Here is a 21,739-nt window from a genome sequence, read left to right on the forward strand (position 1 = left end):
AGCGCGCAATATGTGACGGCGCCGCTGCGTGTCCGATCGTTATGGTCGCGGCGCGGATCACTAGAGTGCCCGGCATGCGGATCCTGATCTCGGCCGACATGGAAGGCGCCACGGGGGTCACCTGGACCGACGACGTCGTGCCCGGGAGCCCGCAGTGGCAGCGGTTCCGGGGCATGTTCACCGGCGACGTCAACGCGGTGCTGGCCGGCCTGTACGCGGCGGGCGCGACCGACGTGCTCGTCAACGAGGCGCACTCGTCGCAGCGCAACCTGCTGCTGGAAGACCTCGACGAACGCGCGCGGATGCTGACCGGGCGGCACAAGCCGCTGTCGATGATGCAGGGCATCGATTCCGGTGTGGACGGTGTGGTGTTCCTCGGCTACCACGCCGGGGCCGGGTTCGACGGCGTCCTGTCGCACACCTACCTGGAGAACCAGATCACCGGCGTGTGGCTGGACGACGTGCCCGCGAGCGAGGGCAGGCTGAACGCCGCGATGGCCGGCGAGTACGGCGTGCCGGTGCTGCTGGTCAGCGGCGACGACCAGACCTGCGAGGACGCGCGCGAGTACGCGCCGGACGCGGAACTGGTGCAGGTCAAGGAATGCGTGAGCCGGTACGCGGCGATCTGCCTGCCGCCGGCGCGCACCGCGCACCTGCTGGAAACCGGCGCGCGCGAGGCGATGGGGCTGGCCGGGCGGACCGAGCGGACGCCGGGACGGCACCGGATCGAGGTCGAGTTCGACGCGAGCCATCTGGCGCAGGCGACCGCGGTCATCCCGACCGTGGAGCAGACCGGGACGCGGCGCGTCGCGTTCGAGGCGCCGAGCATGACCGAGGCGATGAAGGCGTTCAAGGTGGTCACGGCCATCGCGGCAGGGGCGGTGCAGGGCATTTATGGCTGAGATCGACGTTGTTTCGCTGTGCGCGGACCTGATCCGGTTCGACACCACCAACTACGGCGGCGGAGAGGCGGCGGGCGAACGGCTCGCCGCCGAGTACGTCGCCGAATTCCTTGACCGGCACGGGGTTCCGTCGCGGATTCTGGAGCCCGAGCTCCAGCGGTCGAACGTCGTCGCACGGATCCCGGGCGCCGATCCGGCATTGCCCGCGCTGCTCGTGCAGGGGCATCTGGACGTGGTGCCCGCGCGGGCCGCCGATTGGTCTGTACCGCCGTTTTCCGGCGAGGTCCGCGACGGGTTCCTGTGGGGCCGCGGCGCGGTCGACATGAAGGATTTCTGCGCGATGGTGCTGGCCGCCGTCGCTTCCGGGCTGCGGCCGCGGCGGGATCTCGTGCTGGCGTTCGTCGCCGACGAGGAGGACCGCGGCGACTACGGCGCGCACTGGCTGGTCAAGGAGCACGCGGACCTGTTCGAGGGCTGCGCGGCGGCGATCAGCGAGTCCGGCGGGTACAGCTATCACGTGCCCGCCGCGGACGGCCGGAAAGTGCGGCTCTACCCGGTCGGGACGGCCGAGCGCGGCACCGCGCACTTGCGGCTCACCGCGAGCGGGCGGGCCGGGCACGGGTCGCGGCCGAACGCGGAGAACGCGGTCGTGCGGCTGGTCGGGGCGTTGCAGCGGATCGCGGACCACCGCTGGCCGGTGCAGCTGACGCCGACCGTGCGGGCGTTCCTGGAACGGACCGGTGCCGCGTTGGGGGTGCCGGTGGACCTGTCGTCGGGCGACGCGGTCGACGACACCGTGGCGCGGCTGGGAGCGGCCGGGTCGCTGGTCGTGCCGACGGTGCGCAACAGCACCACGCCGACGATGCTCGAAGCCGGGTACAAGGTGAACGTGATCCCGTCGACGGCGACCGCGCAGGTCGACGTCCGGGTGCTGCCGGGGACCGAGGACGAGCTGTTCGCGGTGGTGGATTCGTTGCTGGGCGAGGGTGTCGCGCGGGAATTCGTGGCGCATCAGCCGCCGGTGCAGGCTCCGGTCGATTCGCCGTGGTTCGACGCGATGGCCGAGGCGCTGCGGGCGGAGGACCCGGAAGCGGTCGTGGTGCCGTACTGCATGGGCGGCGGGACGGACGCGAAAGCGTTCACCCAGCTGGGGATGGCGTGCTACGGCTTCGCTCCCCTGGCGCTGCCGGAAGGCTTCCCGTACCGGGCGATGGCGCACGGTGTGGACGAGCGCGTGCCGGTGGACGGGCTGCGGTTCGGGACGCGGGTGCTGACGCGGTTCCTGGAGTCCTGCTGAGGTTCACGCAGTGACGCGCTGGACGGTCGCCAGCCAGGCCGGAAGACCGTCCGGCGCGAATCTCGCGACGATCCGGCTGTCGCGCAGGGTTTCGATGCGCCAGCCGGTTTCGCGCCGGAAAGGCGCTTCGAGCTCGGCGCGGGCGACCGGATGCGGTCCGGCGGCCGCGCCGGTTTCGCGGAAGCACAGGATGTGCAGCCTCGCGCCCGGTTCGGTGACGGACGCGAGGCTGGCGACGTAGGTCTGGCGCTCGCCGGCGTCGAAGGTGTGGAACAGGCCGCAGTCGAGGACGGTGTCGAACGTCCGGTCCAGCGCGGACAGCCGGAACGCGTCGCCGATCGCGAACTCGGCCGCGATTCCCCGGTCGCGGGCCTTCTGTTTCGCTTGCGCGACCGCGGTTTCCGCGACGTCGATGCCCACAATGGACAGTCCGGCGGCGGCGAGGTGCAGCGTGTTCTCGCCGGTGCCGCATCCGGCGTCGAGGACCGTGCCGCGGAACGCGCCCTCGGCGGCGAGTTCGACGATCGCCGGTTGCGGGCGGCCGAGGTCCCACGGCGCGGGACCGTCCTGATAGGACTCGTCCCACGGACGGCCCGCGTGGCGTTCGTGGCTGGTCGCGGGACGGTCCTCGGGCATCAGCGGCTGAACTCCGCCCACCAGCGGCTGTCGTCGCGGACGCGGTCCAGCGAGGTCACGGTGACGCCGTCGCGGGCGAAGGATTCGACCTCGGCCTTGCTGAGCGGCCACGGCGGCCCTTCCCAGGTGTCGAGGTCGATGCTTTCCTCGGCGACCGCGCCGACGACGAGGGTCCCGCCCGGGGCGACGAAACCGGACACCGAGGCGATGGCCGGGTCGTGGACGTCCTTGGGCATCGACTGGACGGTCATGATCTCCACGACCAGGTCGAAGGCGTAGTGGAATTCCGCGGGCGGGGTGAGCAGGTCCGCGGTGCGGTAGGAGACGACGGTGTCCGGGAAGCGGTTGAGCACGGCTTTGATCGCGCTGGGCGAGACGTCGAAGGCGGACGTCTCGTATCCGGCTGCGGCGAGGAGTTCGGCGTCGTCGGCCATCCCGCAGCCGACGACGAGCGCGCGGCGCCCGTTGCCGGGCCGCCCGGCGACCCAGGCGGCGAGTTCCGGCGAGGGCTCGCCGCGGTACCACGGCAGGACGGCCTCGCCGGCTTCCGCCGCGGCGTAGAGGGGCTCGAACCACCCGGTGGGGTTGCCGTTGGCGAGGGCGAGTCCGGCCCGGCGGCGGGCTTCCTCGTCGGGATCGATGGCGTCGTCTGGCATGGACTCTGTTATACCCGCCGGGCCTCGGCTCCGGTGCGCTCGACCGGGCTAGCGGCGGCTTCGCGGACCGGCTGGGTCGCGTGGGTCCCGGTGAAGTACATGAGGGAACCCGCCGCCCCGCGCGCTCCCGAGAAAACCCCAATGCCGTGGCGGGGCGGTCCGAGGGCAGCGGCACCCGGTTGCCGTAGCCGGGCCGCCGCGGGTTGTCCGTTTCCGGTCAGGTTTGCGGGGCGGCCTTGACATCGATGTCACCCGCGCGTTGAGCTTCCGGGGCCCCGGGACGTCCGAAGTCCCGGGCCCCCGATCCCCTGACGAACTGGGAGCAACGATGCCCCGAAGCGCCAGACCGTTGCACGCCGTGCTCGCCGCGGCGGTGGCGGCGGCGGGCCTGGTCGTCCTGCCCGCCGCGGCCGGTGCCGCGCCGGGCGAGGCCGCCCCGCCGGACTTCGTTTCGTCGTTCGAGCCGAACGACCCGCAACCGATCCAGGACGCTGTCGACACCGACGCCGCCGGGAAGCCGCGGGCTTCGGGCGTGGACGGCGCGAACGGGACCGCGATCCCCGGCGACATCCGGGGCAAGGTCACCGACATCAGCGCGACCAGCGAGAACACCGGCGGCGGCGAGGTCGCCGCGAACCTGATCGACGGCAGCACGGGCACGAAGTGGCTGTCGTGGGATCCGGCCGCGTCGGTGACGTTCACGCTGTCGGAGCCGGTGAAGATCACGCACTACGCGGTGTCCTCGGCCAACGACGCGCCCGGCCGCGACCCGCAGGACTGGACGCTGCGCGGTTCGGACGACGGCAAGACGTGGACCGATCTGGACAAGCAGTCGGGCCAGTCGTTCGACAAGCGGTTCCAGCAGAACGACTACAAGCTGGCCGCGCCGAGCGCGCCGTACCGGTATTACCAGATGGACGTCACGCGCAATCACGGCGACGACATCATGCAGTTCTCGGAGCTGCTGCTGGCCAACGACGATCCGGCCCCGCCGCCGCTGCCGAACATGCGCAGCGTCGTGGATTCCGGCCCGAATTCGGGCTATACCAACAAGAACCGGGTCGGGTTCACCGGCAAGAAGGCGTTCCGGTACTCCGGGAGCCAGCCCAAGGCCGGGCACGGCTACTCCTACAACAAGGTCTACGACGTCGACCTCCCGGTGACCGCGACGACCGAACTGTCGTACAAGGTGCAACCGCAGTTCGCCGAGGGCGATCTGAAATACCCGAGCACGAATGTCGCGGTCGACCTCGACTTCACCGACGGCACGCATCTGCGCGATCTCGGCGCGACCGACCAGTACGGGTTCCCGCTGACGCCGGAGGGGCAGGGCGCGAGCAAGGTCCTGTACGCGAACCAGTGGAACCTGGTGCGGTCGGCGATCGGGCGGGTCGCGGCGGGCAAGACGATCGACCGGATCGCGGTCGGCTACGACAACCCGAACGGCCCGGCGCAGTTCGCGGGCTGGCTGGACGATCTGAAGATCTCCGCGACGCCGACGCCGCCGGCCAGCACCCGGCCCAGCGACAATGTGCTCACCACTCGCGGCACCATGGCGAACGGCACGTTCTCGCGCGGCAACAACTTCCCGGCGACCGCGGTGCCGCACGGCTTCAACTTCTGGACGCCGGTGACCGACGCGGGTTCGGCGAGCTGGCTGTACAACTACCATTCGCAGAACAACGCGGACAATCTTCCCGCATTGCAGGCGTTCAGCGTGAGCCACGAGCCGAGCCCGTGGATGGGCGACCGGCAGAGCTTCCAGGTGATGCCCTCGGCCGCGACCGGGGTGCCGGACGCCAGCCGCGACAAGCGGGCGCTGCCGTTCACGCACGACAACGAGGTGGCGCGGGCGCATTACTACGGCGTCACGTTCCAGAACGGGATCAAGACCGAGATCGCGCCGGCCGATCACGCGGCCATGATGCGCTTCTCCTTCCCGGGCAACGATTCCAGCCTGATCTTCGACAACGTCAACAACTCCGGCGGGCTCACGCTCGACCCGGCGCACGGCACGCTCAGCGGGTACTCCGACGCGAAGAGCGGGCTGTCCGCGGGCGCCGGGCGGATGTTCGTCTACGCGACGTTCGACAAGCCCGTCACGACCGGCGGCAAGCTGACCGGGCAGAACCGGGACAACGTGACCGGTTATCTGCGGTTCGCCGCGGGCGCGGACAAGACGGTGACGATGCGGATCGCGACGTCGCTGATCAGCGTGGACCAGGCGAAGAAGAACCTGGAGCAGGAGATCGCCCCGAACGCCGGGTTCGACGCGGTGCGGGACGCGGCGCAGCAGGCGTGGGACAAGCAGCTCGGCGTGATCGAGGTCGAGGGCGCGTCGAAGGACCAGCTGGAGACGCTGTACTCCAACCTGTACCGGCTGTTCCTGTACCCGAACGAGGGCTTCGAGAACGTCGGCACGAAGGAGGCGCCGAAGTACCGGTACGCCAGCCCGGTGTCGCCGAAGACCGGCACGGACACCGCGACGCAGACCGGGTCGAAGGTCGTCGACGGCCAGACGTATGCGAACAACGGCTTCTGGGACACCTACCGCACGACCTGGCCGGCGTATTCGCTGCTCACGCCGGACATGGCGGGCAAGATGGTGGACGGTTTCGTGCAGCAGTACCGCGACGGCGGCTGGATCGCGCGCTGGTCCTCCCCCGGTTACGCCGACCTGATGACCGGCACCAGCTCCGACGTCGCGTTCGCCGACGCGTACCAGAAGGGCGTGACCAACTTCGACGTCAAGTCGGCCTACGACGCGGCGCTGAAGAACGCGACGGTGACGCCGCCGAACTCGGCGGTCGGCCGCAAGGGTCTGGACCAGTCGATTTTCCTCGGGTACACCCCGAATTCGACCGGCGAGGGCTTCTCGTGGGCGATCGAGGGCTATGTCAACGACTTCGGCATCGCGAACCTGTCGAAGAAGATGTACGACCAGGCCAAGGCGGACGATCCGCGCAAGGCGGAGTACCTGGAGAACTACCAGTACTTCACCAGCCGGGCGCAGCAGTACGTGAACCTGTTCGACCCGGGCACCGGGTTCTTCCAGGGCAAGGACGCGAGCGGCAAGTTCACCAAGGCCAAGGCCGATTACGACCCGCGGCAGTGGGGCGGGGACTACACCGAGACCGACGGCTGGAACATGGCCTTCACCGTGCCGCAGGACGGGCAGGGACTGGCGAATCTCTACGGCGGCAAGGACAAGCTGGGCGCCAAGCTCGACCAGTTCTTCGCCGACCAGGAGACCGCGAACTACCCGGGCAGCTACGGCGGCGTGATCCACGAGATGCGGGAGGCGCGGGACGTGCGGATGGGTCAGTACGGCCACTCCAACCAGCCCTCGCACCACATCCTCTACATGTACGACTACGCGGGCCAGCCGGCGAAAACGCAGGCGAAGGTGCGCGAAGCGGTGTCGCGGCTCTACACCGGCAGCGAACTGGGCCAGGGCTACGCGGGCGACGAGGACAACGGCGAGATGTCCGCGTGGTACGTGTTCAGCGCGCTGGGCTTCTACCCGCTGCAGATGGGCAGCCCGGACTACGCGATCGGGTCGCCGCTGTTCACCAAGGCGACCGTGCACCTGCCCGGCGGGGACCTGGTGATCAACGCGCCGAAGAACTCGGCGAAGAACGTCTACGTCCAGGGCCTGAAGGTCAACGGGAAGAACTGGACGTCGACGTCGCTGCCGCACGACGTGCTCGCCCACGGCGCCACGCTCGACTTCGACATGGGCCCGAACCCGTCGACGTGGGGCACCGGCGCGGGCGACGCGCCGAAGTCGATCACCACCGGCGACGCGGTGCCGACGCCGCTGCACGACGAGACCGGGCCGGGGCTGGGCACGCTGTCCACTTCGGACGGTTCGGACGCGTCGGCGCTGCTGGACAACACCTCGCGCACGCAGGCGAAGGTGACCGGGGCGGTGCAGTACCAGCTGAAGTCGACGGACGAGGCGGTCACGCACTACACGCTCACCTCCGGCACCGGCGCGGGCGACGCGAAGAGCTGGACGCTGAAGGGGTCGTACGACGGGAAGACCTGGACGGTCGCCGATCAGCAGACCGACCAGTCCTTCCCGTGGCGGCAGCAGACCCGGGCGTTCGCGGTGAAGAACCCGGCGCATTACGCCTACTACCGGCTGGAGGTCACCGCGACCGCCGGCGGTCCGGCGACGCTGGCGGAGTTCGAATTGCTGGGCCGTCCGGACGCTTCGTGCGGCAAGACGCTGACCGGCGTGCAGAACGGCCCGCTGACCGTGTCGAGCGGGGTGGTGTGCCTGAACGGCGCGACGGTGTCGGGTCCGGTGAACGTGGCGCGCGGCGCTTCGCTGATCGTGCGCGGCGGCCAGATCACCGGTCCGGTCGCGGCGGCCGGGGCGGCGCAGGTGGTGCTGAACCGGACGAAGGTGGCCGGTCCGGTGTCGATCACCGGTTCGACCGGTCCGGTGTCGATCGAGCTGACCGACATCTCGGGCCCGGTGAACCTGACGGGGAACCAGGGGCCGGTCATCGCGAGCAGCACGGTGGGCGGGCCGCTGGCCTGCACGGGCAACTCGCCCGCCCCGACCGATCACGACCTCGCCAACACCGTCCGCGGTCCGTCCGCGGGGCAGTGCGCGAAGCTCTGATCGGCTGAATTCCAGCAGATAGCCGCAGGCCAGGGGCTCGGATCCGTTCCGGGTGCCTGGCCTGCGGTGTATCGGCTACTTGTCCGGGCAGTCGGCTTCGGTCCAGGTCGCGGTCAAGTCGCGGCTTAAGACGGTGAGGGATCCGGCGAGGAAGCCGATCTCGTGGCTGCAGCCGTGTTCGCGGGGCAGGATCTCGTCCAGCGTGACCGGGCCGAAGCCGGTCCAGCCGGCCGGGTCGGCCGCGAGCCTGCTGAGGCCGATGTAGCGGATGCTCAGGTCTTCTTCGTGTTTCCAGCAGTTGTGGCGGAAGCCGAGTCGCAGCCAGTCCTCGCCGTCCGTCGTGCCTCGCTCCAGCGTGTCGAGCACGAGGTCTTTGACGCATCGCTTGCCGGAGAAGTTGTAGTGGTCCGGGTCGGCGGCGAATGCGCGGGCGCCGGGCGGAAGCTCGGCCGAGAGCGCGGGCAGCAGGCCGAGATACGCGCGAGGATCGAGATAGTTGCCCGTCCCGGTCGCTTCCACTCTGACGTGTTCCATCGCCGACCAGCTTATTCGGTGGCCTGCCCGCCGAGCGTCGTGGGAGCGTCGGCCCATGAAGATCAACTACGCGTGGCGAGCCGACCTCACCGACGCGCAACTCGTCACCCTCACCGAAGCGCACGGCGGGAACGCGGAACCCGGTTGGTGGGACCGGGCGAAGCAGCACAGTCTCGGCTGGGTCAGCGCCCACGACGGCACCACGCTGGTCGGCTTCGCGAATCTGGCCTGGGACGGCGCCGGCCACGCCTTCCTCCTCGATCCGAAGGTGCACGCGGACTGGCAGCACCGCGGCATCGGCGCCGAGCTCGTCCGCAGGGCCCGGGACGCGGCGAGGGAAGCGGGCTGCGAGTGGCTGCACGTGGACTTCGAACCGCACCTGCGCCCGTTCTACTTCGGCGCTTGCGGTTTCACCTCCACCGACGCGGGGTTGATCCGGCTCACCGCGAGCTGATCCGGCACGGCCGGTGCGGGAGCGATTACCGTGGGGGCGTGACCACGGCTGCGTTCTTCTCCTCGTTCGAAGCGGGCGATCCGCAGCCGGTCGCGGGGGCGCGGGTGGACAGCGGGCCGCGCCGGTCGCCGACCGCGAAGACCGGTGTCGGGTTCACCGGGCGGAAAGCCTTGCGGTACCAGGCCGGTCCGCCCGTGACGCTGTTCGAGGTGGACATTCCGGTCACCGACCACAGTGCACTGTCGTATGTGGTCTTCCCGGCCTCCGACGGTCCGGTCCCGAGCTGCCGCAGCACGCAGGTCGCGCTCGACGTCGAGTTCGACGACGGCAGCCGCGCCGGGTTCTCCCCGGCCGCGAAGACGCTGTACGTCGACCAGTGGAATCCGGTGCGTCGTCCGCTGAAGGCGTTCGCGGGACGGCGGGTGCGGCGGATCCTGCTGACGACCGCGTTCGACGGAGACGGGACGGGCTGGCTCGACGATGTCCGGATCGCCGAGCATCCGCCGGAGCACCGGGACCCGGTGGACTGGGTCCGCACGACTCGCGGCACGCATTCCAGCGGCGAATTCTCGCGCGGCAACACCTTCCCGGCCACCGCGGTCCCGCACGGCTTCAACTTCTGGACCCCGGTCACCGACGCACGGGCGCTGAACTGGTTCTACTCCTACCACCGGCACAACGACACGCGGAACGAGCCGCGGCTGCAGGCGTTCGGGCTCAGTCATCAGCCGAGTCCGTGGATGGGCGACCGGCACACCTTCCACCTCATGCCCGGCGCCGGCCCGGTCGAGCCGGACCGGGTGCGGCGGTCGCTGGCGTTCGGCCACGACGACGAGACCGACCGGCCGCACCATTACCGCGTCCGGTTCCGCGGCGGCATCACCGCCGAGGTCGCGCCGGCCGAGCACGCGGCGATGTTCCGCTTCGCTTTTCCCGAAAGCAGAGGCTGGGTGCTGTTCGACAACGCCCGCAACCGCGGCGGTCTCCGGATCGACGCGCAACGCGGGGTCGTCACCGGGCACACGTGGGTGCGGAGCGGGCTGTCGGCCGGCGCGCGGCGGATGTTCGTCTACGCCGAAGCCGACCAGCGCCCGGAGAAAGGCGGGCGGATCCGGCGGCCGTTCTGGCGGACGGTGACCGGCAGCCTGGAGTTCGCCGCGCCCGAGGTCACGCTGCGAATCGCGACGTCGCTGATCAGCCTCGCGCAGGCGAAACGCAACCTGGCGCTGGAAATCCCGGCGGGCACCACGTTCGACCAGGTCCGGGACCAGGCGCGGCGACGCTGGCAGGACGTACTCGGCCGGGTCGAGCTGGAAGGCGCGTCCGAGGACGAGCTGACCACCTTCTATTCGTGCCTCTACCGGCTGTTCCTGTACCCGAACGTCGCGCACGAGAACACGCCGCGCGGGATCCGGCACGCGAGTCCGGTCGTGCGGAGCTTCCGGCCGAGCACGCGGCGGCACACCGGCGCGAAGGTCGTGGACGGCGAACTGTACGTCAACAACGGCTTCTGGGACACCTACCGCACCGCCTGGCCCGCGTATGCGCTGCTCGCGCCGCGCCAGTGCGGCCGGATGATCGACGGTTTCGTGCAGCAGTACCGCGAAGGCGGCTGGATCGCCCGCTGGTCCTCCCCCGGCTACGCCGACCTGATGACCGGCACCAGCTCCGACGTCGCGTTCGCCGACGCATACCTGAAGGGCGTCACGAACTTCGACGTCGAGGCGGCCTACGACGCCGCGCTCAAGAACGCCACCGTCGCCCCGCCGCGCAAAGGCGTCGGCCGCAAGGGGCTCGACCGGTCCGCGTTCCTCGGCTGCACGCCGGCCTCGACCCGCGGCGGCCTGTCCTGGGCGCTGGAAGGCTGTCTCAACGACTTCGGCCTCGCCAACCTGTCCGACGCGCTCGCCCGGGAAAGCGGCGGCGCGCGGGCCCGCCGGTTCGCCGACAACGCCGTCTACTTCCGTCAGCGCGCCCAGCACTACGCCAACCACTTCGACAAGCGGATCGGCTTCTTCCAGGGCCGCACCCTCGACGGCGGCTGGCGGCGCCCGGCTGAAGGATTCGATCCCACCGGGTGGGGTCCGGATTACGTCGAGACCAACGCCTGGAACACCGCGTTCTCCGCGCCGCACGACGGTCCCGGCCTCGCCGCGCTCCACGGCGGCCCGAAAGGTCTCGAGGCGAAGCTCGACGAGTTCTTCCGGACCCCGGAAACCGGCCAGGGCGGCCGGATCCACGAGATGACCGAGGCCCGGGACGTGCGCATGGGCCAATACGGGCACTCCAACCAGCCCTCGCACCACATCCCGTTCGTCTACGCCTTCGCCGGGGCCCAGGCGAAACTGCAGCGGACCGTCCGCGAGGTGCTGCGCAGGCTGTACCTCGGCAGCGAACTCGGCCAGGGGTATCCCGGGGACGAGGACAACGGGGAAATGTCGGCCTGGTATGTCTTCACCGCCCTCGGTCTCTACCCGTTGACCGTCGGCAGCCCGCGGTACGCGGTGTGCGCGCCGCTGTTCCGCTCCGCCACCGTGCACCTCGAGAACGGAAAGGACCTGGTGATCCGAGCACCCCGCGCCGCGACCGCCGACAGCGGACCCGACACGCCCTACGTGCACGCCCTGACTGTCGACGGCGAACCGCATCATTCGGCCACCCTCGCGCACGCGGTCCTCGCGCGCGGCGCGGTGCTGGAGTTCGACGTCCGCGCCGAACCCGGCGGCTGGGGCACGGAACCGGTCACCCCGGTCGCCCCCGCACCGCTCAGCGACCTCTCCGTCCACAGCGTCCACGCCGTTCTGGCGGACAACACCAGCCGCACCCAGGCGGTCTTCCGCACGCCCAGGCCGACCATCACCTTCACCGCGGAAGGCGAGCCGCGCGAGGTCGTCCTCTACACGCTCACCTCCGGCGCCAGCGCGGGCGATCCGAAGGACTGGGTGCTCGAAGGCTCCGACGACGGCAGACAGTGGCGGACCCTGGACGAACGCTCCGGCGAGGTGTTCGGCTGGCGGCGGCAAACCCGGCCGTTCGCGCTCGCCGATCCCGCCGCGTGCCGGCACTACCGGCTGCGGGTCCGCGCCTCGACCCGGCGGCGCGTCGCCCTCGCCCAGTGGGAGCTGCTCGCCCGATGATCACCGACGTGCGCAACGCCTTCCTCGACCGGCTCGCGGCCGCCGACCCCGGCCTCGTCCGGCTGCGGCTCGCCGCGTCCGCGGTGCTCGGCATCGTCATCGCGGTCCTCGCGATGCAGCCGCTGCATTTCCCGCTCACCACCACGCTCGTCGCGGCCATCGCGGCGATGATGAGCGCGTTCACCGTCAACGACGCCACCAGCGGCGGCCAGGCCGTCACGCTGCTGCTCGCGCTGCTGGTCGGGGCCGCCTCGATCACGGCCGCCTGTTTCGGCTCCGCCTACGCGCCGCTCGACAGCGTCGTGTTCGTGCTGCTGATCTTCGTCGCGGTGTACGTGCAGCGGTTCGGCGCGCGCGGCATCGCGCTCGGGTCGATGGCGTTCTTCCTGTTCTTCTTCCCGATGTTCCTGCAAGCGCACCTCGCGCAGGTGCCACACCTGCTGCTCGCGCTCGCGATCGGCGTCGCGGCGAACGCGGTCGTGCGGTTCCTTCTGTTGCGCCGCAACGCCGAAAGCGAGCTGATCCGCTACCGGCAGGCGTTCCGGGCGCGGCTCGGCGCGGCGGTGCGGGCGACCGAGGCGTACATCTCGTCCGGTGGTTCGGACCGCAGCGACCGGCAGATCCGCACGTCGGTGGAGCGGCTGCACGAGGTGGTCCTGCTGATCGAGGACCACGCCCCGGACGTGGTCGACGACCGCCGCGCCGACCAGCTGCGCCGCCGGGTGATCGAGGTCGAACTGGCCGTGCAGTGGCTGGTGATCACCGTGCGCCGGACCTGCTCGCACCCGCTGCCCGAAGGCGTCGCGGACGATCTCGTGGCCCGGCTGTCCCGGTTCCGGTCGCTGATGGAACGCGACCCGCGCGACCTGCCGCTGATCAGCGAGACCGGCGAGTACAGCCGGATGCTCGTGGAAGGCAGCCGGATCGACGAACGCGCGCACCCCGGCGACGGCGTGCGCCGTGCGATCGCCGAACTGGCCGTCGCGGACGACCGGGCGCAGCGCATCGCGAGCCTCCAGTCCACAGTGGACTTCCCGGCCGACGAGGACGAAGAAGCCGAACCGACCAAGGCGTTCGCCTACGACAACCAGACCCGCGGCGCGATCCAGGCCGTGCTCGGCGGCGGGCTCGCGGTGCTGGCCGGACAGCTCATCTCGCCGCAACGCTGGTACTGGGCGGTGCTGACGGTGTTCGTCGTCTTCATCGGCACGTCCAGCGCGGGCGCGCGGTTCGTGAAGGGCATGCGCCGCACCGGCGGGACCCTGCTGGGCATCGTCGGCGGCGTCGCACTGGCGCTGCTGGTCAGCGGCAACACCCCGGCGATCCTCGCGCTGCTGCTGGTCTGCGTCTTCGGCATGGTCTACACCGCGCGGGTCTCGCAGTTCCTCATGGCGTTCTTCGTGACCAGCATGCTGGGCTTGCTCTACAGCCTGCTCGGCACGTTCAGCATCGAAGTGCTGTGGATCCGGGTCGCCGAAACCGCGGTCGGCGCCGCGTGCGGACTACTCGCCGCCGTGGTGGTGCTGCCGGTCCGCACGCGCGCGGTGATGCTGGACGACATCGCGATCGCGCTCGACGAACTGCACGAGTTCGTCGAATCGGCCGCGACCCTGCTGTCCGGCCGCGAGAACGTGAACATCATCGAGATGTCCCGCGACCTCGACCGCGCGGTCGAGCAGGTGCGGCTGACCATCGAACCGCTCACCCACCCGATCAACCTGCGCAGCGCCCGCCGCGACTACGGCTGGCACGTGCTGACCACGTTGGAGGGCATCGCCTTCCGGGCCCGGCACGTGGCCGCCCGCGCGCAGCCCGGCCAGCTCGCCGGTCCGGTCTCGGAGCGGCTGGACCAGTTCGCCGGCCGGATCATCGCGAACGTCGACCTCGTGCACGAGGCGGTCAGCAACCCGAACGGCAGCCGGCCGCGCAAACTCGTCCGCGACGACGGGACCCCGGTCGCCGACCGGATCGACGAGGCCGAGACCCGCGCCGTGCTGTCCAGCCTGAGCCACCTCGACGAGGGACTCATCGCACTCGGCCGCGTGCTCGGCATCGGCGCCCAGGACCCGCCGCGGCACAGCTGACCTACTGTGCCGAGGCGGCGTCCAGAATCCGCAGTTCCTCGTCGCTCAGCTCCACGTCGTGCATCGCGACCAGCGCGGGAACCTGCTCGACCGTGCGCGCGGACGCGATCGGCGCGACCACAGTCGGCTGCTGCGCGAGCCACGCCAACGCGACCGTCGGCATCTCCGCGCCGCGCGCCTTCGCGACCTCCTCCAGCGCCGCGAGCACCTTCATCCCGTGCTCGCTGTCCGCGTAACCGCCCGCGAGCCCGGGCAGATTGCGGATGTTGTCCACCTGCTGGCCCGGCCGGTACTTGCCGGTCAGGAACCCCGACGCCAGACCGAAATACGGCACGCAGGCCAGCCCGTGCTGTTCGACGATCCCCCGCCGCTCGCTCTCGTACTCCCGCGAAACGAGGTTGTACTTCGGCTGCAGCGCGACGTACTTCGCCAGGCCCTCGCGATCGGCGAACTCCAGCGACGCGGCCAGCCGCTCCGGGCTGATGTTCGACGTCCCGATCGCGCGGACCTTGCCTTCCTTCACCAGTTCGTCGAGCGCGGCGACGACGTCGCCGACCGGGACGGACTCGTCGTCGAAATGCGTGTAGTACAGGTCGATCCGCTCGATCCCCAGCCGCCGCAACGATTCCTCGGCCGCGGCCTTGATGTTCGCCGGCGCGAGCCCCTTGAACCGCGGGTTGTCCCCGACCTTCGTCGCGACGACCACGTCGTCCCGGTTCCCGCGCGAAGCGAGCCATTTCCCGATGATGCGCTCGGACTGCCCGGCCTCGTTGCCCGGGAAGTGGTACATGTACGAATCGGCGGTGTCGACGAAGTTCCCGCCCGCCTCGGCATACGCGTCCAGCACCGCGAACGACGCCCGTTCGTCGGCGGTCCAGCCGAACACGTTCCCGCCAAGGCACAGCGGGGAGACGGCGACGTCGGACGAGCCCAGTGTGCGAAGTGCGACCATGATCGCATTCAAGCACTCCCCGCCCGGGTCGTGCCCGCGACGGCGAGAAATTCTGCCCGCACGTACCTAGCCCGGCCGCACGCCTGGCAGGATCACCCTTCTCGCACAGCTTTCTGGGGAGGCAGCTGATGAGAAGACCAGCGGTCGGCGACCCGCTCTGGCTCGGGCAGTACCGAGTCCTCGCGGAACTGCACCGGGACGAGACGACCCGGGTCTTGCTCGGCAGCGGACCGGACGACCGCCTCGTCGCGCTCACCCTCTCGGAATCTGCCGGATTCCGCGCCGAGACCGCCGCATTGAGCACGGTGCTCGACGCCGATCCGGACGCGTCCACGCCGTGGCATGCCTCGGAATTCCATCCCGGCCCCTTGCTGCAGGACGTGCCCGGCCCGCTGCCCGAACCGGCCGTCCTCCGGCTGGCCGCCGGAATCGCGGCCGATTTGACCCGGCTCCACAGCGCCGGACTGGCGCACGGACACCTCGACGCGTCCCACATCCGGCTCACCAGCAGCGGGGCCAGGCTCATCCCCCGCGCGGCTGGCGAAAACCCGGCCGACGACCTGCTCGCGCTCGGCGCCCTGCTCGCCGCGCTTCCCGAGGCACTTCGCCTGCGTCTCGCGGAGAACGCCACCGCCGCCGAACTCCTCGAAGCGATCGGCCCGGCCACCGCCCCGTGGCCGCCCGCGGTCGAAAAGCTCATCGCGGACCGCGCGGCCGAAAAGCTCATCGCGGACCGCGCGGCCGAACTCGCCCCCTTCCTCGACGGCCAGCCGACACCGCAGGACCAACCCGACCCGGTGATCCACCAGGTCACCGACACGCCAGCCACCCCGCGGCGCCCGCTCTCGCGTCGGCGGATCCTGATCGGCGCACTCACCGTGGTCGTCGCCGGACTCGCCGCCTGGATCGCGTGGCCGAACCCCGTACCCGACACGCTTCCGCCCGCACCGCAGCCGCCGCTCGTCGAAGCCGGATTCCTCGTGTCCCGCGCGCATCCGCAGTTCCTCAAGTTCAGTCCCGACGGACGGCTGCTCGCCACGCTGAACGACGACTTCTCGATCGACGTCCTGGACGTCGCGACCCGCAAACCTGTCGGCAAGCGCATCGGCCCCTTCCCCCGCACCGGCTTGGCCGGAATGGCTTTCCGCCCCGACAGCAGCACGCTGGTCGCCTCCCGGGTCAGCGAAAAGCAGCTCACGACGCAAACCTGGGACGCGCGAACCGGCCGGGAAACCGGCACCCCGCTCGTGTTCGAAGACATCGACCGCGAGGGCGGCTGGCCCGCGCTCAGCGCTGACGGCAGCGTGGAGGCGGTGCCGATGACCTCGCCGCGCAGAGTGGAACTGTGGCGGGTCGCCGACCGCACCCGCATCGCGCGCATCGACACCCCGCCCACCTTCCGCTATTCGGAATTCACCCCGACGGGCGCACGCTCGCCCTGTACCAATGGGACGGCCACTCCGCCCACACCAGCCAACTCGGCCTGTGGGACATGGCTTCGCTCAAACCGGCGGGCGATCCGATCACCCTCGCCGACAACGCCCAGATCGCGTCCATCGACTTCGCCCCCGACGGCCGGACGCTCATCACCACCACCGGCGCGGCACGCCGGCCCGCGCAAGTGCAGCAGTGGGACGCGGTCACACACAAGGAACTCCGGCCCGGCTTCCCGCTGGCCCCCACGCAGACCGACCTCCAAACCGGGACCGTCTGGTTCACCATGGCCCTCGCCGGGCTGGACGACCAGCACCTGCTCGCGGTCTCCGCGGGAACGCTCGCCGTCGTCGATCTCGACGGGAAACAGGAGGGCGCGGGCCTGCCCGGAATCGCCGCGATCACCGTCAGCCCGGACCGGAAGACCGTCGCCACGGCCTCGGGCGCGACCGCGGACAACACCGTCCATCTGTGGCACAAACCCTGACTCCGCACCATCCCGCCTTGGCGGCGAACGTCCGGGAGGGGAGCCCTGGCGGAATCAGCGTCCGTCAGGGCTCCCCTCCCGGACCGCTCCCTGGCAGATGCGGTCGATCGGCGCGAGACAGCGCAGGTCAGCGAGCGAAAGCAGGCGGCGCGCCCATCGGACTGAGGTGCATCCCCGCGATCCGCCAGCCGTCCCCTCCGCGGACGAGGACGTGCGTCGCCCGGAAGGTCCCGTCGACCCGGTTCCCCTGATGGGTCGCCTCCTGGTCGTGCACGCCGATCGCGATCGCCGTGTCGCCGTGCACGCGCACCTCGACGTCGCGCCAGTCAAGCCGCTGCGTCGCCAGCGCGCCCGACTGGTAGCGGCCCAGCCACTGTTCCCGGTCGAGCACGAAACCCAGCGGGCCGACGAGCCGGAATCCGTCGGCGATCATGCCGCCCAACGCGTCCGTGTCGCCTGCGACCTCGGCCGCTGCCCAGCGTTTGCCCAGTTCAGTGATCTCCGCGGGGTCCATGATGCCCTCCAGTGCCGATCGATGAGACACCACAAACGTTAGGCTCCTAACCGTTCGACGTCAAACGGTTAGCATACGATGATCCTGCGGTACCGTCCTCTCCGTGCCCCGACCCGCCACGCCGCCGCTCGGCGTTCTCCTCGCCCGCACCGCCAAGACCGCGGGCCAGGCGTTCGACCGCGCACTCGCCGAGGTCGGCGGATCGCAACCGGTCTGGCAGATCCTCATCGCACTCAAAACCCGCCGGCACGCGAGCCAGCGCGAACTCGCCGACGCCGTCGGCATCCAGGGCGCGACACTCACCCACCACCTCAACGGCATGGAAACCGCGGGCCTGCTCACCCGCACCCGCGACCCGGAAAACCGGCGCGTGCACCAGGTCGAACTGACCGACTACGGCGAACGCACCTTCCACCGCCTCGCCGACGCCGCGATCGCGCACGACAAACGGATGCGCCACGGCTTCACCGACGACGAGATCACGACCCTGGCCGCATTGCTGAGCAGGCTCGCGGAAAACGTGACACAGCCGGACCCGTGAGCGCCCGAGGAAGCGCTCACGGGTCCGCGTCACACAGTTACCGGGTTCCCGGGCAGGTCTTCCAGGCGAAGTGGTAAACCGTCTGGACACTGCCGTCCGTCGAGTCCATCGTCAGGAAGCTCGTCGTCTTCGCCGGGTCAGAAGTCCCGGCGTACGTGCGCAATTCCGTATTGATGTTCAGGTTGCGCTCCTGGCCGCACGGTTCATAGATAATCGCGTCGACGTCCGTCTGGTCAGAGAACTGCCAGTCATTGTCGTAGAACCCGTCGAGCCGGTGCGTCACGTAGGCGGTCGGGGAGTTTCCCTGGAAATAATAGTTCGCGCGCTCCACGCCGTACGCACCCTTTTCGAGATGCCCGAATCCGCGGTAGTCCGCCGAGGCGATCCCGTACGTGAACCCCTGCGGGACGTGCACGCGAAGGCCGATCTGGCAGTTCTTCCTGAAGTCCGTCGGCTGCGCGCCGACGCCGACCTGCGCGGTGTATTGGCTGTAGGTGACGGTGAACGCGGTGTTGTCCGCCGAAACCGAAACCGCGGCCGTGTCCGGCGGGCAGCCGGTCCCGTTCACGGTCGCCACGTCGATGATAATTTTGTCCGGCGGAGGATTCTGCGGCCAGGAATGCGGAGTAATCGTCGACGAAAGCGCCAAAAGCGCAGCTGCCATTGTGGTAAGCATGGGTTCCTTCCCATTACTTCCGGTGTGGGTGGGGGTTTCGACAGGGTAGCGCAACAACTGTGCCGCTAGTCCCACTGAATGGAGCAACGCCGTTGCTTAGCTGCACACAGCAACGTGTTAACAAGCCGTTGACAAAAGCTATTATGGACAATTGACGAATCAACAAAAATGATTCAAAAATACACGACACAGAACCACCCGCCCCGGCTGGTCCGGACAATCCGGCGAAAAAGACCGCGAAAACCGGGGCAATCAGGACGGTTCGCACGGCGCACCCGCTACCGCGCCGACCCGCGCTTCCCGGGGCGATTCGCCGGACCGCCCCGGCGCCGCCGCCCGAGCCGGCCCTCGACCGTCCCGGGCCCGCCGCCCCCGCCCACGCCCGCAACTCGATCGTGATCTCGAGTTACCCCCTTCGCCCCACGACTTAAGGCGGATCGCCCCGCGGGCGCGAACGTGATCCTGGCTACCGTGACTGGACGCACCCGGACGACGCCCGCCGGTAGGGCTAGCATCCTCGGTACTAGCCAAAGTCGTCTCAAGCTGGAGAAGCGCAATGACCCAAGCCCCTGTCAACGTCACCGTCACCGGTGCGGCCGGCCAGATCGGCTACGCGCTGCTGTTCCGCATCGCGTCCGGTCAGCTGCTCGGCGCCGACACCCCGGTGAAGCTGCGGCTCCTGGAGATCCCCCAGGCGGTCAAGGCGGCTGAGGGCACCGCGATGGAACTGGACGACGGCGCGTTCCCGCTGCTCGCGGGCATCGACATCTTCGACGACCCGAAGCAGGCCTTCTCCGGCGCGAACATCGGCCTCCTGGTCGGCGCCCGCCCGCGCAGCAAGGGCATGGAGCGCGGCGACCTGCTCGAGGCCAACGGCGGCATCTTCAAGCCCCAGGGCGAGGCGATCAACGCGGGCGCGGCCGACGACATCAAGGTCCTCGTGGTCGGCAACCCGGCCAACACCAACGCGCTCATCGCCCAGTCGCACGCCCCCGACGTGCCCGCCGAGCGCTTCACCGCGATGACCCGCCTCGACCACAACCGCGCCCTGGCCCAGCTGGCCAAGAAGCTGGGCGTCGCCGTGACCGACCTGAAGAAGGTCGCGATCTGGGGCAACCACTCGGCCACGCAGTACCCGTCGGTGCAGCACGCCGAGGTCAACGGCAAGAACGTCGCCGAGACCATCAACGACGAGGCGTGGCTCGCCGACACCTTCATCCCGACCGTCGCCAAGCGCGGCGCCGCGATCATCGAGGCGCGCGGCCTCTCCTCCGCCGCCTCCGCCGCGTCGGCCGCCATCGACCACGTCTACACCTGGGTCAACGGCACCCCCGAAGGCGACTGGACCTCGGCCGGCGTCGTCTCCGACGGCTCCTACGGCGTCCCGGAGGGCCTCATCTCCTCCTTCCCGGTCACCGCGAAGGACGGCAAGTACGAGATCGTGCAGGGCCTGGAGATCGACGAGTTCTCCCGCCCGCGCATCGACGCTTCCGTGGCCGAACTGGCCGAGGAGCGCGACGCGGTCCGCAAGCTGGGCCTGATCTGAGGTTCGTTTTCCGCGATGGCCGCCCCGGTTTCGGGGCGGCCATCGTTCGTTTTCGCGTCCCGTGCGGTTGTTTTGGAGGTGCGGGATGATCCGTGTCTCGTGCTGGTGCTCGTTTTGCAGCCGCCAGCCGTATACGTCGTTATACAGTTGAAAGTAGTTCGTGCAGTCGTCGGGCGGTGGCGAAGTCCGGCACCATGTGCGTCCCGTCGCGGAGGTCCGCCGCCAGCTGGGCGTAGACCCGGCCCACATTCGCCGCCTGGATGGGCAATGCGCTGGGGTCGCTCACCGGGATCACCGTCCACTCCGGACTGCCGGGGCGGGACGTCCGAAGCTCGAACGTGCCGATCTGCGGTTGCGCGGCCCACGGATCGGCCTCCGGTGCGGAAGTCAGCGCGAGATTTCCTTCAGTGCCCGCGATCTCGATGCGCGTGCGGGGCATCGCCGCTTCCCCGTCGTGCAGATGGACGGACACCACTGCTCCACCGTCGACTTCGGCGTGCGCGAGGAAGTGATCCGGCGCCGTGACGTCGATCGGCTCCCCCGTCTCGGCGACGTGATGCGAACCGTTCCGGATCGCGGTCCGCGCGGTCAGCTCGCGGATCGGTCCGAGCAGGTACTGCACCAGATCGAGCGCGTGCCCGCCGAGGACTTCGACCAGCCCAGCTCCGGAACGACGGTCGTAGGTGTAGGCCGTCCAGCCGGGGACGTCACGAGCATTTCCCTTGCCGCGCGCGCTGTAGACGGTCGCGGACTGCACCGCGCCGATCTCTGCGAGCATTGCCTGGGCCTGGCGGACGGTCGGCGAGAACCGCGCCTGCAACCCCACGGCCGTGTGCACCCCGGCCCGCTCCCCCGCCACAGCCAGCGCTGCGGCCTCCGCCGCGGTCGTCGCCAGCGGCCACTCGCAGTAGACGTGCTTGCCCGCCTCCAGCGCCACCGTCACCAGCTCGACGTGCGCGGGCACCTTCACCGTCACGACAACCAGATCGACGTCGGGGTGCTCGGCGAGATCTCGGGCGTCGGTAAACGCATGCTGCGCCCCGAATCGGGCGCGCGCCTCTTCCGCGCTGCTGGCACGCGTGGTCGCGACGGCGGCGAGCGAGAAGTCGGGCGACGCGGCTATGGCGGGAATGTGCGCCCGTGCGGCCCAGCCCCGATCCGGGTTCGCGCCGACGATTCCGACGCCGATCGGCTTGGTCAATGCCCCTGCCTCCACTAAGCGGGTCACGATGTTCCGGTTATTCCAAGGTAGC

Annotated in this window: 17 protein-coding genes; 9 read left to right on the forward strand and 8 right to left on the reverse strand. The window is 70.0% G+C overall.

Translation table 11 applies throughout. The annotated features are described in order from the left end of the window. Positions 1-74: 74 nt before the first annotated feature. Together L3Q65_RS14035 and L3Q65_RS14040 are read left to right on the forward strand one after the other, a co-directional pair. Positions 75-902 carry a M55 family metallopeptidase gene (locus L3Q65_RS14035; protein WP_237599911.1) on the forward strand — a complete coding sequence of 276 codons (828 nt, stop codon included), beginning with the start codon at positions 75-77 and terminating at the stop codon, positions 900-902. Continuing rightward, positions 895-2,199: a M20/M25/M40 family metallo-hydrolase gene (locus tag L3Q65_RS14040; RefSeq protein ID WP_182889222.1), complete on the forward strand. Its 1,305-nt coding sequence runs from the start codon at positions 895-897 to the stop codon at positions 2,197-2,199. Before L3Q65_RS14035 ends, L3Q65_RS14040 begins: the two co-directional genes overlap by 8 nt. Before the next feature lie 3 nt (positions 2,200-2,202). Here the strand turns inward: L3Q65_RS14040 and L3Q65_RS14045 are convergent, their stop codons facing one another. Continuing rightward, positions 2,203-2,835, reverse strand: a complete 633-nt coding sequence (locus tag L3Q65_RS14045; protein ID WP_182889221.1) for a class I SAM-dependent methyltransferase — start codon at positions 2,833-2,835, stop codon at positions 2,203-2,205. Then, positions 2,835-3,491, reverse strand: coding sequence for a bifunctional 2-polyprenyl-6-hydroxyphenol methylase/3-demethylubiquinol 3-O-methyltransferase UbiG (locus L3Q65_RS14050; RefSeq protein WP_237599912.1), 657 nt, complete (start codon positions 3,489-3,491; stop codon positions 2,835-2,837). The genes L3Q65_RS14045 and L3Q65_RS14050 overlap by 1 nt, the downstream gene beginning before the upstream one ends. A gap of 328 nt (positions 3,492-3,819) precedes the next feature. Between L3Q65_RS14050 and L3Q65_RS14055 the strand changes: the two genes are divergently transcribed. Next, positions 3,820-8,127: a GH92 family glycosyl hydrolase gene (locus L3Q65_RS14055; RefSeq protein WP_237599913.1), complete on the forward strand. Its 4,308-nt coding sequence runs from the start codon at positions 3,820-3,822 to the stop codon at positions 8,125-8,127. 75 nt (positions 8,128-8,202) lie between these two features. Here L3Q65_RS14055 and L3Q65_RS14060 read toward each other — a convergent pair whose 3' ends face one another. Then, the gene (locus L3Q65_RS14060) at positions 8,203-8,661 is read right to left on the reverse strand and encodes a hypothetical protein (RefSeq protein WP_237599914.1); all 459 of its coding nucleotides are present in this window, start codon (positions 8,659-8,661) and stop codon (positions 8,203-8,205) included. A gap of 55 nt (positions 8,662-8,716) precedes the next feature. Here L3Q65_RS14060 and L3Q65_RS14065 point away from each other — a divergent pair, with 55 nt between their 5' ends. The 3 genes from L3Q65_RS14065 to L3Q65_RS14075 are packed head-to-tail and all read left to right on the forward strand — an operon-like array spanning position 8,717 to position 14,336. Continuing rightward, the gene (locus L3Q65_RS14065; RefSeq protein ID WP_237599915.1) at positions 8,717-9,115 is read left to right on the forward strand and encodes a GNAT family N-acetyltransferase; all 399 of its coding nucleotides are present in this window, start codon (positions 8,717-8,719) and stop codon (positions 9,113-9,115) included. 38 nt (positions 9,116-9,153) lie between these two features. Beyond that, positions 9,154-12,252 (forward strand): GH92 family glycosyl hydrolase, encoded by a 3,099-nt coding sequence (locus tag L3Q65_RS14070; protein ID WP_237599916.1) that lies wholly within the window; start codon positions 9,154-9,156, stop codon positions 12,250-12,252. Continuing rightward, positions 12,249-14,336: an FUSC family protein gene (locus tag L3Q65_RS14075; protein WP_237599917.1), complete on the forward strand. Its 2,088-nt coding sequence runs from the start codon at positions 12,249-12,251 to the stop codon at positions 14,334-14,336. Before L3Q65_RS14070 ends, L3Q65_RS14075 begins: the two co-directional genes overlap by 4 nt. A 1-nt stretch (position 14,337) precedes the next feature. On the opposite strand, the gene L3Q65_RS14080 is transcribed toward L3Q65_RS14075, so the two are convergent. Together L3Q65_RS14080 and L3Q65_RS14085 are read right to left on the reverse strand one after the other, a co-directional pair. Continuing rightward, positions 14,338-15,288, reverse strand: coding sequence for an aldo/keto reductase (locus L3Q65_RS14080; protein ID WP_237599918.1), 951 nt, complete (start codon positions 15,286-15,288; stop codon positions 14,338-14,340). Between the two features lie 92 nt (positions 15,289-15,380). Further along, positions 15,381-16,094: a hypothetical protein gene (locus tag L3Q65_RS14085; RefSeq protein ID WP_237599919.1), complete on the reverse strand. Its 714-nt coding sequence runs from the start codon at positions 16,092-16,094 to the stop codon at positions 15,381-15,383. A 686-nt stretch (positions 16,095-16,780) separates the two neighbouring features. On the opposite strand from L3Q65_RS14085, the gene L3Q65_RS14090 reads away from it, so the two are divergent. Then, complete coding sequence (locus tag L3Q65_RS14090; RefSeq protein WP_237599920.1) at positions 16,781-17,209, forward strand: WD40 repeat domain-containing protein; 429 nt, start codon at positions 16,781-16,783, stop codon at positions 17,207-17,209. A gap of 127 nt (positions 17,210-17,336) precedes the next feature. Here L3Q65_RS14090 and L3Q65_RS14095 read toward each other — a convergent pair whose 3' ends face one another. Beyond that, positions 17,337-17,723, reverse strand: coding sequence for a nuclear transport factor 2 family protein (locus L3Q65_RS14095; RefSeq protein ID WP_237599921.1), 387 nt, complete (start codon positions 17,721-17,723; stop codon positions 17,337-17,339). 103 nt (positions 17,724-17,826) lie between these two features. Here L3Q65_RS14095 and L3Q65_RS14100 point away from each other — a divergent pair, with 103 nt between their 5' ends. Beyond that, on the forward strand, positions 17,827-18,264 hold the full coding sequence (locus L3Q65_RS14100; protein WP_182889212.1) for a MarR family winged helix-turn-helix transcriptional regulator: 438 nt from the start codon (positions 17,827-17,829) through the stop codon (positions 18,262-18,264). Between the two features lie 37 nt (positions 18,265-18,301). Here L3Q65_RS14100 and L3Q65_RS14105 read toward each other — a convergent pair whose 3' ends face one another. Then, positions 18,302-18,940, reverse strand: a complete 639-nt coding sequence (locus L3Q65_RS14105; protein ID WP_182889211.1) for a DUF4360 domain-containing protein — start codon at positions 18,938-18,940, stop codon at positions 18,302-18,304. 556 nt (positions 18,941-19,496) lie between these two features. Between L3Q65_RS14105 and L3Q65_RS14110 the strand changes: the two genes are divergently transcribed. Next, positions 19,497-20,486, forward strand: coding sequence for a malate dehydrogenase (locus L3Q65_RS14110; RefSeq protein WP_067588822.1), 990 nt, complete (start codon positions 19,497-19,499; stop codon positions 20,484-20,486). Between the two features lie 139 nt (positions 20,487-20,625). On the opposite strand, the gene L3Q65_RS14115 is transcribed toward L3Q65_RS14110, so the two are convergent. Next, the gene (locus tag L3Q65_RS14115; RefSeq protein WP_237599922.1) at positions 20,626-21,714 is read right to left on the reverse strand and encodes a Gfo/Idh/MocA family protein; all 1,089 of its coding nucleotides are present in this window, start codon (positions 21,712-21,714) and stop codon (positions 20,626-20,628) included. Positions 21,715-21,739 lie beyond the last annotated feature (25 nt).

The organism is Amycolatopsis sp. FU40 (assembly GCF_021903635.1).
In the GTDB taxonomy this organism is placed as follows: Bacteria; Actinomycetota; Actinomycetes; order Mycobacteriales; family Pseudonocardiaceae; genus Amycolatopsis; species Amycolatopsis dendrobii.